This is a genomic window from Nocardiopsis sp. NPDC101807 (genome assembly GCF_044766605.1).
Taxonomy (GTDB): Bacteria; Actinomycetota; Actinomycetes; order Streptosporangiales; family Streptosporangiaceae; genus Nocardiopsis; species Nocardiopsis tropica.
The window spans coordinates 75671-91268 of record NZ_JBIWMK010000007.1 but is presented as its reverse complement, the minus strand read 5'-3'; the positions used below and the strand labels follow the sequence as shown (position 1 = coordinate 91268).

The window sequence follows — 15598 nt, the reverse complement described above, 5'->3', positions numbered from 1 at the left end:
CCGCTGGGCTTCGACGTCCCCCTCTGGCGCGCGTTCGCCGTCTTCCGCGCCGCGACCCTGGTCTACTCCCTCGTCCTCCTGGTCCAGAACCACGGAGCCCTGACCAGGCCCTGGCTCGCCTGGACCGTCCTGGCGGCCATGGCCGTGTGGACCGTGGCCGCCACCTACGGCTACGCGCGCCCCGAGCACCGCACCTGGCGCCTGCTCACCGCCGACCTGGCCGTGGCGTTCGCCTGTTTGTTCGCCACGGCCGCCGCCGCCACGCCCTTCTACCTCACCCAGGCCCCTCCCCTGAGCGGCTACTGGTTCGCGGGGGCGGCGCTCTCCGCCGCCGTCATCTGGGGACGGCGCGGAGCCGGGATCGTCGCCCTCCTCTACGGCTTCGCCGACCTCACGCTGCGCGTCGTCATGGACGCGAACATCACCGCCGCCACCGCACGGGGAGTGGTGCTCCTGCTGCTGGCGTCCCTGGTCGTCGGGTACATGGCCAAGGTCGCCGAACAGGCGGAGCGGCGCTTCGCCCAGGCGGTCTCCCTGGAGGCCCGCCTCCGTGAGCGGGAGCAGCTCGCCCGCTCGATCCACGACTCCGTGCTCCAGGTGCTCGCCCTCGTCAGCCGGCGCGGGGCCGAGGCCGGCGGCGAGGCAGCCGAACTCGGCCGGATGGCGGGCGAACAGGAGGTGCGGCTGCGTGCCCTCTTCGCGGACGGCGGGGACCCGCCCGGCGGGTCGTCCGGGGAGGGCGCCGCGCGGCCGGCGGCCCCGGGGGGCCGCGGAGCACCGTGGGGGGCCGCCGGCCGAGCCGCGGCCGTGCACGCCGACCCCCTGTCCGGGGGAGGGGCCCGGGGCGGCGGTCCGGGGGAGGGGCTCGACGGCGCCCCCGTGGACCTGCGCGAACCGGTCCGCAGGGCGGAGTCGTCCCGCGTCTCGGTGTCCGCGCCGGCCTCCCCCGTCCTCCTCCCCGCCCGCACGGCCGAGGAGCTGGCCGCCGCGGTCCTCGCGGCCCTGGACAACGTGGAGCGCCACTGTCCCGACGGCACACGCGCCTGGGTGCTGCTGGAGGACGAGCCCGACGGGGTGACCGTGTCCGTGCGCGACGAGGGGCCGGGGATCGCGCCGGGCCGGCTGGAGGAGGCGCACGCGGACGGCCGCCTCGGCGTGGCCCAGTCCATCCGGGGGCGCGTGCGGGACCTGGGGGGGACCGTCGAGTACGTCTCGGTCCCGGGGCAGGGGACGGAGGTGGAGATGCGCGTCCCCCGCGGGGACGCGCCTCAGAGGGGAGGCCCGTGGCCCGGCTCCTCCTGGTAGGAGAACCGCTGCTCGCTCCACGGGTCGGCGCGGTTGTGGTAGCCGCGCTCCTCCCAGAACCCCCGCCGGTCGGCGGTCATGTACTCCACCGCGCGCAGCCACTTCACGCTCTTCCACCCGTAGAGGTGGGGGACCACCAGCCGCAGCGGGAAGCCGTGCTCCGGGGCGAGGGGCTCCCCGTCGCGGTGGGTGGCCAGGAGGACCTGCTCGGACAGGAAGTCGTCCAGGCGCAGGTTGGCGCTGTACCCGTACTCCCCCCAGGCCATCACGTGCGTCACCTCCGGGGCCGGGGGAGCGGCGGAGACCAGGTCGAGGGCGCGGACCCCGCCCCAGGGGACGTCGGGGACGCTGAACCGCATCACGCAGTGGAAGTCGCTCACCGAGTCGGCGCGGGGCAGCGTGCCGAACTCCTCCCACGTCCACCGGTAGGAGCCCAGGGTCTCCGTCGCGCCCATGACCCGGAAGTCCCACCTGCGCGGCCGGAAGACGGGGACGGGTCCGTAGTGCAGCGGTCTGTGCTCGTACCGTACGGCCTGGCCCGGCGGGATCCCGGGCCCCCCGGCGCGCCCCGCGCGATCCTCCCCCGTACCGCCGTCCCCGTCCGCTCTCTCGGACAACACGTCCCCCTGCTCGTCTCGCTCCGGCCGCCCGGCCCTTGCAATACGCCCCTGCCCACGGGTCGGGCGTGTCCCCCGCCGGGACCTCCCCGTCCCGTACCCCGCGGGGGAACGCGGCGTCCGGCCATCCTGCCAGGCGCCGACGAGAGCCAGGTCACTCACCCCGTGCGTGCGGGCGCACCGCGACCGTGCGCTATAGTCGCAGCCATGCAGCGAAACTTCTGGCGCTTTTATGGCTACCGGCCCGATACCCCGGTCGCCTGTAAAGCGCTGCGCTGACACAGACGACTTGAGCCCCGGGCCGGTAGAGCCCGGGGTTTTTTCGTGTCCCGGGCGCGAACCGGTCCCGCCACTCCCACCGACAAGCAGCTAGGGACGAACCACATGGTCATCGTGATGGCGCCGGACGCCACCCCCGACAACATCGACTCACTCGTCGAACTGGTCACCTCCTCCGGAGGCGAGGCCTACGTGACCCGAGGGGTCAGCCGTACGATCATCGGCCTGGTCGGGGACGTCGAGCGGTTCCAGAACCTGGGCCTGGCCGCGAAGCCCGGTGTCAGCGACGTCCTGCGCATCTCCGCGCCGTACAAGCTGGTGAGCCGCGAGAACCACGACAGCCGCAGCGTCGTCAGCGTCCGCGGGGTGCCGATCGGCGGGGACAACGTCACCGTCATCGCCGGCCCGTGCGCCGTCGAGACCCCGGAGCAGACCCTCGAGGCCGCCAGGATGGCCCTCACCGCGGGCGCCTCCCTGCTGCGCGGCGGCGCGTACAAGCCGCGGACCTCGCCGTACGCCTTCCAGGGGCTGGGCGAGGCGGGGCTGAAGATCCTCGCGGACGTCCGCGAGGAGACCGGACTGCCCGTCGTCACCGAGGTGGTGGACGCCGCCGACGTCGAGCTCGTCGCCTCCTACGCCGACATGCTCCAGATCGGCACCCGCAACATGCAGAACTTCGCCCTGCTCCAGGCGGCGGGCGACGCGGGCAAGCCCGTCATGCTCAAGCGGGGGATGAGCGCCACCATCGAGGAGTGGTTGATGGCGGCCGAGTACATCGCCCAGCGGGGCAACCTCGACATCGTCCTGTGCGAGCGCGGCATCCGCACCTTCGAGAAGGCCACCCGGAACACGCTCGACATCAGCGCGGTCCCGGTCGCCCAGAACCTGTCCCACCTGCCGGTCATCGTCGACCCGTCCCACTCGGGCGGCAAGCGCGAACTGGTGCTCCCGCTGTCCCGCGCGGCGGTCGCGGTCGGCGCCGACGGCGTCATCGTGGACGTGCACCCGCACCCGGAGACCGCCCTGTGCGACGGCCCGCAGGCCCTCCTGGAGGAGGACCTGGCCCAGCTGCGCGACCTGGCCGGCACCCTCGCCGCCCTGAGCGGGCGCACCCTCACCCCGGCGCCCGGCCGCGAGCTGGCCGGTCTCTGAGGCCGGAGCGACGGCGCCGCCCCGCCACGTCCGACGTGGTGGGGCGGCGCCGTCGCGGGGCCCGTGTCAGAGGCGGGCGGCGGCGGGCTTGCTCGCGCCGTCGAGGCGCTTGGGCGCGGCGTCGCCGAGGAAGCTCGGCTTGTGCACCTGGGCCGTGGTGACCAGGTGCTCGACCAGCTCCTCGGCGTCCAGGCGCTTCTCGATCTGGCGCAGGTCGGGGATCTTGGCGGCGGTCTCGACCTGGCGCGGGGTCAGCATGGTGCAGCAGTCCTCGTCGGGCAGCTCCGAGATGGCCAGGGTGCCGATCCTGCGGGCCTGGTCCATGATCTCGGTCTTGTCCATGCCGACGAGGGGGCGCAGGATCGGCAGGTCGACGGCGTCGTCCAGCGCGGTGAGGTTGGTCATGGTCTGGCTGGAGACCTGGCCGAGGGCGTCCCCGGTGACCAGGCACTCGGCGCCGAGGTCGTCGGCGAGGGCCTCCGCGGTCTTGAGCATCAGACGCCGCTGGGCGACGATCTGGAGCCGTTCGATGCCGGAGCTCTTCAGCTGCTGCTGGGCCTTGCCGAAGGGGATCACGAACAGGCGCGAGCCCACCTGGTAGCGGTCCAGCTGGCGGACCAGGCTGTAGGCCTTGTAGATGGACTCGGGGCCGGTGAACGGCATCCCGGAGAAGTGCAGGAAGTCGACCTTCAGCCCGCGCCGGATCATCCGGTGCGCGGCCACGGGGGAGTCGATCCCGCCGGACATCAGCACCAGCCCGCGACCGCTCATCCCCGCCGGCAGGCCGCCCTGGCCCGGGATGCCGTCGGTGAACACGAACGCCTCGTCCTTGTCCACCTCGACGTACAGGGTGTTGTCGGGCCGCTTGAGGTTCACGGGGTAGCCGTGCGCCTCGATGACCTTGGAGCCCAGGTACCCGGCCAGCTCGGAGGAGGTCATCTCGAAGCGCTTGTCGCGGCGGCGCGCGCGCACCGCGAAGGAGCCCTGGCGCCCGGCCAGGGAGCGCACGCCGATGTCGGTGATGGCGTCCAGGTCCTTGGCCACCCGGCGGACCAGGTGCACCCACACCACGCCCATGACGTTGGCCATGCGGTCGGCGATCTCCGCGACCTCCAGGTCGGAGGCGCCGGGCTTGCGGACGATGATGACGCCCGCGCCGCGCTGCGAGAGGCGGACGTCGCCCAGGTCGCGCACGGAGGCGCGGATGTTGTTGTGGAGCCGCCGCTCGAACAGCTTGCGGTTGGAGCCCTTGAGGACGATCTCGCCGAGCTTCATGAGCACGCAGAGCTCGCCCAGCCCGGCCTCGGCTCCTACCTCGGTGACGGGGAGCGGCGCGGACTCGAGCGACGCGGACATGGTGCTACCTCCGGTGAATGCCTACGGCCCGGTACGAGGTGGGAGCGTCGGCGGTGGAACCGGGTGTCCAGCGCCGCCCTCCAGTATCGAACATCCCCCCGACCGCTCGAACCGTTTTCCGACGGGGTGGGAGGGCATGCGGCGGTAAACACAGTGTTGCGGCGGTCCCGGACGCGGACGCGCCCCCTCCCCTGGGAGCTGGGGAGGGGGCGCACACCGGCCCGGGTCCGGCGCACGCGGACGTCGGTCGGCGGGGCCGGCGGTGTCCGGGAGGCGCCGGAGGTCCGTGTTCCGACGGTTCCGGCCCGTGTCGTGGTCGCTCCCGGAGCTCGCGGCCGGCCTAGCCGAAGAAGACCTCGGCCTCCTCGTAGCGCTCGGCCGGGACCGTCTTGAGGGTGTCGGTGGCCTCGGCCAGGTCGACGCGGACGATGGCGGTGCCCTGGAGGCCGACCATCTTGCCGAACGACTTGTCGTGCACGGCCTCGATGGCGTTCACGCCCAGGCGGGTCGCCAGCACGCGGTCGAACGCGGTGGGGGTGCCGCCGCGCTGCACGTGCCCCAGGACCACCGAGCGCGCCTCCTTGCCGGTGCGCTTCTCGATCTCGTCGGCGAGGCGCTGGCCGATGCCGCCCAGGCGCACGTGGCCGAAGGAGTCGGTCTCGCCGGTGGCCAGCTCCATCTGGCCCTCCTTGGGGTGCGCGCCCTCGGCGACGACGATGATCGGCGCGTACTGGGTCTGGAAGCGGCTCTCGACGTGCTTGACGACCTCGTCGATGTCGAAGGGGCGCTCCGGGATGAGGATGACGTTGGCGCCGGCGGCCATGCCCGAGTGCAGGGCGATCCAACCGGCGTGGCGTCCCATGACCTCCACGACGAGGGCGCGGTGGTGCGACTCGGCCGTGGTGTGCAGGCGGTCGATCGCCTCCATGGCGATGTTCACGGCCGTGTCGAAGCCGAAGGTGTAGTCGGTCGCGTTGAGGTCGTTGTCGATGGTCTTGGGCACGCCCACGACGTTGACGCCGCGGTCGTGCAGCTGGCGGGCCACGCCCAGGGTGTCCTCGCCGCCGATGGCGACCAGCGCGTCGACGCCGAGCGCGGCCATGTTGTCCTTGACGCGCTCCACGCCGCCCTCGATCTTCATGAGGTTGGTGCGGGACGAGCCCAGGATGGTGCCGCCCCGGGGGAGGATGCCGCGCACGGACTCGACGTTCAGCGGAACGGTGTCGCCCTCCAGCGGTCCGCGCCAGCCGTCCCGGAAGCCGATGAACTCGTACCCGTAGTCCTTGATGCCCTTGCGGACCACGGCGCGGATGACCGCGTTCAGACCAGGGCAGTCTCCGCCACCGGTCAGCACCCCGACTCGCATACGAATTCTCCTCGACGTTGTGTGTTCCCACGGCGCGAGGCGCCATATGGTCTAGACCATAGTGGGCCCGGCTCCCCGGGGCCAACCCGGGGAGGCGAACAGTCCCGGAACGCCGTCGCCGTGCGCGTGGGAGCGTGACCGGAACCGGGCGGGGGCGCTGTCCGCTACTCGTCCAGGCCCTGGTCGATCGCGTACCGCACGAGCTCCACCCGGTTGTGCAGGTGCAGCTTGGTGAGGGTGTTCTGCACGTGGTTCTGCACGGTGCGGTGGGAGATGGTCAGGCGCTGGGCGATCTGCTTGTACGCCAGCCCCTTGGCGACCAGGCGCAGCACCTCGGTCTCGCGCGGGGTCAGCGCGGGCGCCCGGGGCTCCCGGACGCGGTCGGACGACGACAGCCTGCGGTACTCGCCCAGCACGAGCCCGGCCAGACCGGGGGTGTACACGGCCTCGCCGGTGTTCACGCGGCGCACCGCGTCGAGCAGCTCGTCCCGCCCCGCCGACTTGACCAGGTAGCCGGTGGCCCCGGCCTTCACGGCCGCCAGCACGTCGTCGCCCGCGCCGCTCGCGGACAGGACCAGTACCTGCGGGGGCTCGGGCATCGCGACGAGGCCCGCCGTCAGTTCGACCCCGGTCATGTCCGGCAGGTGCAGGTCCACCACCGCCAGGGTGGGACGCGCGGCCGGGGCGATGCGCAGCGCCTTGGCGCCGTCGCCCGCCGTCCCCACCACCTCGATCCCGGCCTCGCCCAGGTCGCGTGCGACAGCCTCGCGCCACATCGGGTGGTCGTCCACCACCAGTACCCGGATCTCCTCGGTCGCCATGCAGGGACCCTATCCCGACCGGGGCGGCCCCGGGCCGGCGGTCCGCGCACCCGCGCGGGACGTGTCGGCGCGGGGGCCCGCCGGCCTCGCCGTCCCGGGTGCGCGACGGCGGAGGGGGGGGGGGGGGGGGGGGGGGGGGGCCCCCCCCCCCCCCCCCCCCCCCCCCCCCGGCCCGCGCGCCCGGCCCCCGGGCGCGCGGACGCGTCAGTCGTCGTCCTCGAGGTCCCCGAAGTCGATGCCGCCCGGGGTCGCGGTGATCGTGATCGCCGTGCCCTCCGGCGCCTCGCCCGTGTGCGACTGGTGGGAGACCACCCTGCCGCCGAGGACGCGCTCGACCTCCACGTCGAAGCCGGCGTCCTCCAGCTCCTCCCTGGCGTCCCGCACCGGCATGCCGACCACGTCGGGGATCGCGACGCCCGGGGGTCCGGTGGAGACGGTCAGGGTGACCTCGCCGTTGGCGCCCACGCTGGCGCCGTTGTCCGGGCTCTGCCGGATCACGAGGCCCTCGTCGACGTCCTCGCTCTCCTCCTCGACCACCCTGACGGACAGGCCGAGTTCCTCCAGGGCCGTCCGGGCGGCGCCCTGCTCCTGGCCGACCACGGCCGGGACGGAGATGCTGCGGCTGACGGTGACCGTGACCGTGTCCTCCCGGTCGGCCTCGGCGCCCGCCTCGGGGTCGGTGGAGATCACCTCGCCGGGCGGGACGTCCTCGTCGTCGACGTCCACCTGTTCGAGGTTGTCCGGGGAGAACCCGAGGTCCTCCAGCGCCGCGAGGGCGTTCGCGGCGTCCTCGCCCCGCAGGTCCGGCATGGTCACGTTCTGCGGGCCCTGGGAGACGTAGACGGTCACCTCGTCCCCGGGCGACAGGCGCTCGCCCTGCCCGGGGTCGGTCCGACCGACGCTGCCCGGCTCGGCGTCGCTGTAGACGGGCTCCTCCGCGAGCGTGTAGACCAGCCCCTCGTCGAGGATGGCCTCGCGCGCGGCCTCGGGGCTCTGCCCCACCACGTCCGGCACGGTCTCGAACCGCCCGACGAGGAACCACCAGCCGGCGAGGAGCACCACCAGCGCCAGGACGGCGGCGCCGATCCCGATCAGCAGCCTGCGGCGCCGCGGGGAGTCGCGCTCGTCCGGGTAGTCGTCGTAGCCGTCGTCGTCGTAGCCGTCGTCGCGCAGCCCCGCGCTGTTCATGTCCACGACCATGGTGGCGTTCTCGGTGCCCGGCCCCGCCCCGCCCGCGATGAGCTGGGGGGCGGTGACGGACGCCGTCGCGGCGGTCGGGGCGACGGGCGCGAGCGGCGCCTCGCCGCCGGGGGCCGTGGCCGGCAGGCGGTGCAGGACCTCCAGCACCTTGGCCAGGTACTGGCCCGCGTTGCTCGGACGGTAGCGGGGGTCGCGCTCGGTGGCCTTGGTGACCAACGCGTCCACCTCGGGCGGAAGGCCCGGCAGGAAGTGCGAGGGGCGCGGCACGTCCTCGTTGACGTGCTGGTAGGCGATCGCGATGGGCGTCTCGCCGGTGTGCGGCTGGCCGCCGGTCAGCAGCTCGTAGAACATGATGCCCGCGGCGTACACGTCGCTGCGGGCGTCGGCGACGCCCTTCTCGATCTGCTCCGGCGCCAGGTAGGCGGCGGTGCCCATGAGGGTGCCGGTCCGGGTGAGGCCCTGGTTGGACTGCTCCACGGCGCGGGCCAGGCCGAAGTCGGCGACCTTGACCCGGCCGTCCTCGGTGAGGAGGACGTTCTCGGGCTTGACGTCGCGGTGGACCATGCCCGCCTGGTGGGCGGCGCCGAGCGCGGCCAGGACCGACGCCATGACGTTCAGGGCCTCGCGCGGGGACAGGCGCCCGCGGGCCTTGAGCAGGTCGCGCAGGGTGCGGCCGGGCACGTACTCCATCGCCAGGAACACGTGTCCCTGGTCCTCACCCTGGTCGAAGACCTGGACGACGTTGGGGTGGGAGAGCTTGGCGACGGAGTGCGCCTCGTTGATGAAGCGCTGGACGAAGGTGGGGTCCTGGGCCAGCGACGGGTGCATCACCTTCAACGCCAGGCGGCGGTCCAGCCTCAGGTCGTGGGCGACGTAGACGGTCGCCATCCCGCCTCCGGCGATCCTGGACTCGACGAAGTAGCGTCGGTCGAGGGTCGCGCCTACGAGCGGGTCGGAAGTCGTCATGTCCACGGCGGAGTAGTGTCCTTGCTGCGGGGAGCGCGGGCTGTCGCGGTTGGTGGCGCGTACCCGACACCGGGTGTCGAACCGACACGATAGCGGAAGCCCACGCCAGGTCTGCCCCGCGGTTCGCGGTCGCGTCGCGCCTCCCCACCCTCGGTGGCGGGCGTTCGCGCCTGGTTCATCGGCGAGCGTGCTGTGCCCTCCGTCGGGCCGCACACCCATCCCACGTTAGGGGACGGTGCCAAACGTTCCGGGGACGGCGCCCGGGTCCTCACGGGACTGGTGCGCGCCGGGCCGCCCGGTCCGGGAACCGGGAGGCCCGGTCCCCGCGGGGGCGCGGCACCCGGGGGCCGTCCGGGCGGACCGCCCGGGGTGGGACCGGTCACGCCCGGACGGAACACGCGCCCCGTGCGCCCCGGCGGCCGGGGCGCGTCACGCCCCGGCGGGGGCCGAACGCGCCGTCGGCGGGACGTGTGCGGCGGTGCGCGGCGGCGGGCCGCCCCGGGGGCGGGCGCTACTCCACCGCGGGGGACGACGCGAGGGCGTGCCGGCGCACCGGGATGCGCCCGGCCAGGCGGGCGCCCCGGCCGGCCCGGACGGCGTCGCGCATCGCGGCGGCCATGCGCACCGGGTCCTGTGCGCGGGTCACGGCCGTGGCCAGCAGGACCGCGTCGCAGCCCAGCTCCATCGCGAGGGCGGCGTCGCTGGCGGTGCCGATCCCGGCGTCCACGATCACGGGGACCCCCGCCCCCTCCACGATCAGTTCGAGGTTGTGCGGGTTGCGGATCCCCAGCCCGGAGCCGATCGGCGCGGCCAGCGGCATCACGGCCGCGCACCCCAGCTGCTCCAGGCGCCGGGCCAGCACCGGGTCGTCGTTGGTGTAGGGCAGGACGGTGAACCCCTCGTCCACGAGCTGCTCGGCGGCGTCCAGGAGTTCCACCGGGTCGGGCAGCAGGGTGTGCTCGTCCGCCACGACCTCCAGCTTCACCCAGTCCGTGCCCAGTGCCTCGCGGCCCAGCCGGGCGGTGCGCACCGCGTCCGCCGCGGTGAAGCACCCGGCGGTGTTGGGCAGCGCGCGGATCTCGTTGCGGGAGAGGACGTCCCACACCGACCCCTGCGCGCCGGGGGAGACCCTGCGCATGGCCACGGTGGTCAGCTCGGTCCCGGAGGTCACCAGGGCCTCCTCCAGGACCTCCAGGGAGGGAGCCCCGCCGGTGCCGGTGATCAGCCGCGAGCCGAAGGAGGTCCCGGCGATCACCAGGGGGTCCTCGGCGCGGCCGGTCGCGTGTCCGTCCATGCTCAGCCTCCCTGGACCGCGGTGAGGACGTCCACGCGGTCGCCCGCGCCCAGCGCGCCGTCCGCCCACGCGGCCCGGCGCACCACCTCGTCGTTGACGGCCACGGCGATCCCGCCGGGGATCGTGCCGCCGCCCGGCGCGGTCAGGTCGCGGACGACCGCCTCCACGGTCGTGCCGTCGGCGAACTCGCGGAGGTCGCCGTTGATGATGAGTTGCACTGCCTCTCCTACTCCCACGTCGTCGTGTGCGCGTCGCCGGTCGCCCGGTCCGCGGCGAACCTGCGCGCGTACTCCGGAAGGGCGCCCGTGGTGAGGGCGCGCGCCATGGCCTCCCCGGTGGCCGGGGTCAGCAGGACCCCGTGCCTGAAGTGCCCCGCGGCCAGGTGCAGGCCGGGGACCCGGGTCGGCCCCAGCAGGGGTTCGTTGTCCGGCGAGCCCGGGCGCAGGCCCACACAGGTCTCGGTGACCTCCAGCTCGGTCACCCCCGGGACGAGCTCGCGCGCGTCCCTCAGGACCTGCCAGAGGCCCCCGGCTGTGAGCGAGGTGTCGTAGCCCAGCTCCTCCTGGGTGGCGCCGATGATCACCTCTCCGTCGGCGCGCGGCACCAGGTAGGTGGTGAAGCCCCTCACCAGGCCCCGGACCGTGCGGCCGACGAGGGGCGCCTCCCCGGCCGGTACCCGGGCGCGCAGGAGCTGGCCCTTGACCGGGCGCAGCGGCGGCACCACCGGTTCGGGCACCGCGACGCGGTCGCTCCAGCAGCCGGCGGCCAGGACGACCTGGTGGGCGGGCAGGACCCGGCCGTCGTCCAGGCGCACGCCCAGCCGGGCGCCCCCGGGGCCGGGGGCCGTGACCTCCTCCGCCCGGCCGGCCGTCTCGGTGACCCCCGCGCGTCCGCCCGCCGCGGCCAGGGCGCGCAGCAGCAGCCGGGGATCGACGGAGTGGTCGTCGGGGGCGAGTACGCCGCCGCGCACGGACGGGGCGAGCATCGGCTCCAGCCGGCGGCACTCGCGGCTCGTCAGGCGCTCGGTGGCGATGCCCAGGCGCTCCTGGAGCCGGTGCAGGTCGGCGAGGACGGCCATGTCGTCGCGGTCGAAGGCCACCAGGAGGGTCCCGGTGGTGCGGTAGCCCACGCGGATCCCGCCGGCCGCCTCCAGCTCGGCGACGAACCCGGGGTACATGCCCGCGGAGCGGACCCCGAACTCCATGAGGGGCTCCTCGCCGAACACGGCCTCGGTGGCCGGGGTGAGCATGCCCGCCGCGACGGTGGAGGCGGCACGGGCTCCGGCGGGGCCGGTCACGGGGTCGGGCTCGACCAGGGTGACGCGAAGGCCCTCCTGGGCCGCCCGCCAGGCGGTGACCCTCCCCACGAGGCCGCCGCCGACCACGACGACGGTCCGCTCCGGCGCGTCCCCGGGACCGCCATTGGTAGGACGAATCGTTTCGTGTCGGGGGTCGTTCTCGGTGCGCACGGCGCTGTTCCCACTCCCTTCGCCGGCATGACCCGGATCAGGTTCGTGCGGTCGGAGGCTCACAGCCTCCCTCTCAGCCGGGTCCCACCCGGCTCCCGCGGGATGTGCAGAGGTCTGTCCCCATCCTAGAACCTCCTCCCGGAACGCGTGGCAGTGGCGGGTATCTCCACGGCGCCCGGACCCCGCCGCGCCGGAAGGTGTCCGGGCCCCGCGGGGATGTGGCAGATTGGGGGAGTGACACGAAGCGACATCGACATCGACACGCTGGTCGGCGAGTGGCTGACCCTGAAGGAGGCGGCCGCGCCGCTCGGCGTGAGCCCCAACCGGATCAAGACCCTGATCCGCGAGAACCGCATGATGGGTGTGGTCCGCGGAGGGCAGCTGTCCGTCCCCGCCGCCTTCATCGACGGCGACGACCTCGTCAAGGGGCTGCCCGGGACCCTGGTGCTGCTGACCGACGCGGGCTTCTCCACGGAGGAGGCCCTGCGCTGGCTCTTCACCCCCGACGACACCCTGCCGGGGACTCCCATCCAGGCGATGCGCGAGAACCGGGGCACCGAGGTGCGCCGCCGCGCCCAGGGCATGGCCTTCTAGGGAACGGCGCGCCGTCGGGCGGCCTCCCCTCCGGGGGGCCGACCGGCGAGGGCCTAGGGTGGGCGGGGTGAGGACCAGCCATGGAACCAGCCTGCGCAAGCGCCTGGACGCATCCCTTCTGTACCTGTGCACCGACGCCCGGACCGGGCGCGGTGATCTCGCCGAGTTCACCGACGCGGCCCTGGCCGGAGGGGTGGACATCATCCAGCTCCGGGACAAGGGGCTGGAGGCCCGCGAGGAGATCGCGGCCCTGGAGGTCATGCGGGAGGCCTGTGAGCGGCACGGGGCCCTGCTCGCGGTGAACGACCGCGCGGACATCGCCCGCGCGGTGCGCGCCGACGTCCTGCACCTGGGCCAGCGCGACCTGCCGGTGCCCATGGCCCGCGACATCATCGGGGCCGACCCCGTGATCGGCCGCTCCAACAACGACATCGCGGCCGCCTCCTCCTCCGCCGGGGAGGCCGGGAGCGACTACTTCTGCGTCGGCCCCACCTGGGCCACCCCCACCAAGCCGGGCCGCCCGGCGGCCGGCCTGTCCCTGGTCGAGCGCGCCGCCGCCCTGGGCACGGACCGCCCGTGGTTCGCCATCGGCGGGATCGACGCGACCACCATCGACGCGGTGCTGGAGGCGGGGGCCCGCCGGGTCGTGGTCGTGCGCGCGATCACCGAGGCCGAGGACCCCCGGGCCGCCGCGGCCGGGCTGCGCGAGCGCCTGACCGCCCGCACCGGGGGCTGAGCGGGAACTCCCGGCCCGGTCGCGCCCCGGGACGACGAAACCGCCGCGCACGGGGCGCGGCGGTGGCGGGCGGGCGTGCGGCGGTCAGACCCCGACGTGCGACAGGGCGCTCGGATGGCGCCGGAGGAACCCCTCGATGGACTGGGCCGGGTGGCCGGTCAGCTTGGGCACCGTCGGGGCGACCTCGTCGAGCTCCCCCGCGGCGATCGCGGCGTACGACGAGGCCCACCCCTCGACGGCCCACTCCGGGGCGCCGGTGGGGCGGCGCGACTCCAGGGCCTCCTCCCAGGTCTCCGGCACGTACCGGACGGAGCGGCCGGTGAGCGTGCCCAGCTTGTCGACCGTGGCGCCGAGGGTCAGGGCCTCCGGGCCGGTGACGTCGTGGGTCGTGTCCTCCGAGGCGAGCGCGGTCGCCGGGTCGGTCAGCACCGCCGTCGCCACGTCCGCCACGTCGTCCCGGGACACCCACGCGACCCGGCCGTCGCCGGCCGGGCCGCGCACCACGCCGTCGTCCCCCACCCAGCCGGGCAGCAGGTCCAGGTACAGGCTGGGTCTCAGGAACGTGTACCGCACCCCCGTCGACCTGATGTGGGCCTCGGTGTAGAAGTGCGTGCGCGCGAACGTGAACGTGGCGGCCGGACCCGCGCCCAGGAAGGACAGGTAGACGATCCGGGACACCCCCGCGCGGACCGCCCCGTCCACCGCGCTCAGGTGGACGGCCATCCGGTCCTCGGACTCGGTCGCCGAGACCAGGAACAGCGTGTCCACACCCCGGCAGGCCCGCTCGAAGCCCGCCGTGTCCTCGTAGGCCGCCATCGCCGCGGTGCTGCCCGGGTACTCCGGCGCACGGTTGATGTCGCGCACGATGAGCCGCTGCGCCAGTCCGAGCCGTGCGATCCGGGCTGCCACCCGCCCGCCCAGCGCCCCGGTCGCCCCGGTCACACCTATGGTGTGGTTTGTCATGTGATCGTCGCCCATGACACCCCATCCTGAAGTACGAGGGCCTGCCGGGCACTCACCGGCACGCGGCTTTTTGCGCGTCCGGGTCAGGGGGTGGTGAGCTCTTGGCCCTTCCCCTCGCCGGACCCCGCGGGAGGGCCTGCGCCGTCGCCCCCGGGAGCGCCCTCGGGGGACTCCCGGCGCGCGGTTCCCGCGGTCCCCCGGTAGGCCAGCCGGCGCAGCAGCACCTCGGCCGGGCCCCGCCTGCCCGCGCGCTCCAGCGCGTACGCCCCGACCACCGTCACCAGCCAGACCCCCACCGCGAACAGGAACATCGACCACGGCGACAGGTGGGCCGCGACCCCCAGCCCCCAGGCGGTCAGGACCGGCGCGCACAGGACCGACTGGGCGAGGTACGCCGACAGCGACCGCTTGCCGGTCGCGCTCAGGGCGGTCGCCACCGGGCCGGGCCCGCGGCCCCCCGCCCGGATCCGGTGGGCGACCAGGGCGATCAGCGCCACGTAGCCGACGCCGCAGGCCAGACCGGTCACCATGTGGGGCAGCGCCAGCATGCCGCCCTGGGCGACGGTCAGGTCCCACGCCCCGACCTGGACGAGCGCGGAGGGGAGGCCGCCCAGCCACCCGACGGAGACGCCGACGGCGGCCGTCAGCCGCAGCAGGACCAGGTGGCGTCCCGGTTCCTCCAGGATCCGGCGGCGAGCCGCCCAGAAGCCGAGCAGGATCGCCGTGGGCACGGCCAGGCCGAGCAGGCCCTGCCCGAGCACGATGAGCGGCCACACCGACAGCCGCCCGAGCGCGGCGCCCAGGATCGAGGGGTTGCCGATGTTGAAGGCCATGTCGTCCATGCCCGGACCCGCCATCGCCGGCTGGTCCGCGGGCATCAGCGCCAGGCCGACCAGGCCGGCGGCCGACAGCAGCAGCATGAGGCCGGTCAGGAGCCCGGCCCACACCAGCAGGGTGGCGTCCCTGCGGCGCAGGAACAGCCAGCCCAGGAGCAGGCCGGCCAGCCCGTAGGCGCCCAGGACGTCGCCCATCCACAGCAGCAGCGCGTGCACGAGGCCGAACGCGAGCAGCCACAGGTTGCGGCGGCGGAGCAGCGCGTCGACGGCCCTCGCGTCCGCCCCCGCGGCCTCCTGGCGCCGTGCGAGCTGCACCATGCCGTAGCCGAACAGGAACGCGAACATCGGGTAGCTGCGCCCGTCGACCGCGACGACGGTGAAGAACTGCGCCGCCGCGTCCAGCACGCCCCCGGGCTCCGGGTGGGCGCTCAGGCCGCCCATGGGGACGGCCCACAGGTACCAGACGGTGTTGGCGATCGCGATGAACAGGAGCATGAACCCGCGTGCCAGGTCGGGGGCGAGCGCCCGTTCGCCCGCGTCCGTCGGGCCTCGTGAGACGGTGTGCCCAGACATGGGGTGTCCTCCGGTCGCGCTAGGTCTTTCGACGATTCAACCGGAGGACGAAGTCGGGCACAACGTACTTTT

At 74.3% G+C, this 15598-nt stretch carries 14 protein-coding genes and 1 riboswitch; of the genes, 4 read left to right on the top strand and 10 right to left on the bottom strand.

Translation table 11 applies throughout. The features are described from left to right. Positions 1 to 3: 3 nt before the first annotated feature. Entirely contained in the window at positions 4 to 1305 is a 1302-nt protein-coding gene (macS, locus tag ACIRPH_RS21740) for a MacS family sensor histidine kinase (RefSeq protein WP_402917776.1), read from the top strand. Here the strand turns inward: macS and ACIRPH_RS21735 are convergent. After that, positions 1269 to 1853, bottom strand: coding sequence for a molybdopterin-dependent oxidoreductase (locus tag ACIRPH_RS21735; protein ID WP_402917773.1), 585 nt, complete (start codon positions 1851 to 1853; stop codon positions 1269 to 1271). The genes macS and ACIRPH_RS21735 overlap by 37 nt on opposite strands. 453 nt (positions 1854 to 2306) lie before the next feature. Between ACIRPH_RS21735 and aroF the strand changes: the two genes are divergently transcribed. Then, positions 2307 to 3353, top strand: a complete 1047-nt coding sequence (gene aroF, locus ACIRPH_RS21730) for a 3-deoxy-7-phosphoheptulonate synthase (RefSeq protein WP_267948895.1) — start codon at positions 2307 to 2309, stop codon at positions 3351 to 3353. 66 nt (positions 3354 to 3419) lie between these two features. On the opposite strand, the gene thiI is transcribed toward aroF, so the two are convergent. From thiI to thiO, 7 genes are all read right to left on the bottom strand, one after another. Next, positions 3420 to 4709, bottom strand: a complete 1290-nt coding sequence (gene thiI / locus ACIRPH_RS21725; RefSeq protein ID WP_402917050.1) for a tRNA uracil 4-sulfurtransferase ThiI — start codon at positions 4707 to 4709, stop codon at positions 3420 to 3422. A 340-nt stretch (positions 4710 to 5049) separates the two neighbouring features. Beyond that, the gene (locus ACIRPH_RS21720; RefSeq protein WP_402917048.1) at positions 5050 to 6075 is read right to left on the bottom strand and encodes a 6-phosphofructokinase; all 1026 of its coding nucleotides are present in this window, start codon (positions 6073 to 6075) and stop codon (positions 5050 to 5052) included. Between the two features lie 164 nt (positions 6076 to 6239). Next, a complete protein-coding gene (locus ACIRPH_RS21715; protein ID WP_267948898.1) occupies positions 6240 to 6896 on the bottom strand; it encodes a response regulator transcription factor in 657 nt (218 codons plus the stop codon). 204 nt (positions 6897 to 7100) lie between these two features. Continuing rightward, on the bottom strand, positions 7101 to 9068 hold the full coding sequence (gene pknB, locus ACIRPH_RS21710; protein WP_402917046.1) for a Stk1 family PASTA domain-containing Ser/Thr kinase: 1968 nt from the start codon (positions 9066 to 9068) through the stop codon (positions 7101 to 7103). Positions 9069 to 9573: 505 nt separating this feature from the next. Further along, a complete protein-coding gene (locus ACIRPH_RS21705; protein ID WP_402917044.1) occupies positions 9574 to 10356 on the bottom strand; it encodes a thiazole synthase in 783 nt (260 codons plus the stop codon). A 2-nt stretch (positions 10357 to 10358) separates the two neighbouring features. Beyond that, positions 10359 to 10574: a sulfur carrier protein ThiS gene (gene thiS, locus ACIRPH_RS21700; RefSeq protein WP_267948901.1), complete on the bottom strand. Its 216-nt coding sequence runs from the start codon at positions 10572 to 10574 to the stop codon at positions 10359 to 10361. Between the two features lie 8 nt (positions 10575 to 10582). Continuing rightward, a complete protein-coding gene (gene thiO / locus ACIRPH_RS21695) occupies positions 10583 to 11791 on the bottom strand; it encodes a glycine oxidase ThiO (RefSeq protein WP_402917770.1) in 1209 nt (402 codons plus the stop codon). 29 nt (positions 11792 to 11820) lie between these two features. Continuing rightward, positions 11821 to 11933: riboswitch (TPP riboswitch) on the bottom strand. A 107-nt stretch (positions 11934 to 12040) separates the two neighbouring features. Between thiO and ACIRPH_RS21690 the strand changes: the two genes are divergently transcribed. Both ACIRPH_RS21690 and thiE read left to right on the top strand, forming a co-directional pair. After that, positions 12041 to 12418, top strand: a complete 378-nt coding sequence (locus tag ACIRPH_RS21690) for an Rv2175c family DNA-binding protein (protein WP_402917042.1) — start codon at positions 12041 to 12043, stop codon at positions 12416 to 12418. A 67-nt stretch (positions 12419 to 12485) separates the two neighbouring features. Beyond that, positions 12486 to 13154, top strand: a complete 669-nt coding sequence (gene thiE, locus ACIRPH_RS21685; protein ID WP_402917040.1) for a thiamine phosphate synthase — start codon at positions 12486 to 12488, stop codon at positions 13152 to 13154. Between the two features lie 84 nt (positions 13155 to 13238). Here thiE and ACIRPH_RS21680 read toward each other — a convergent pair whose 3' ends face one another. Together ACIRPH_RS21680 and ACIRPH_RS21675 are read right to left on the bottom strand one after the other, a co-directional pair. Further along, a complete protein-coding gene (locus tag ACIRPH_RS21680) occupies positions 13239 to 14132 on the bottom strand; it encodes an SDR family oxidoreductase (RefSeq protein ID WP_402917038.1) in 894 nt (297 codons plus the stop codon). A gap of 68 nt (positions 14133 to 14200) precedes the next feature. Further along, positions 14201 to 15526 (bottom strand): DUF418 domain-containing protein, encoded by a 1326-nt coding sequence (locus ACIRPH_RS21675; protein ID WP_402917036.1) that lies wholly within the window; start codon positions 15524 to 15526, stop codon positions 14201 to 14203. Between the last annotated feature and the right edge of the window lie 72 nt (positions 15527 to 15598).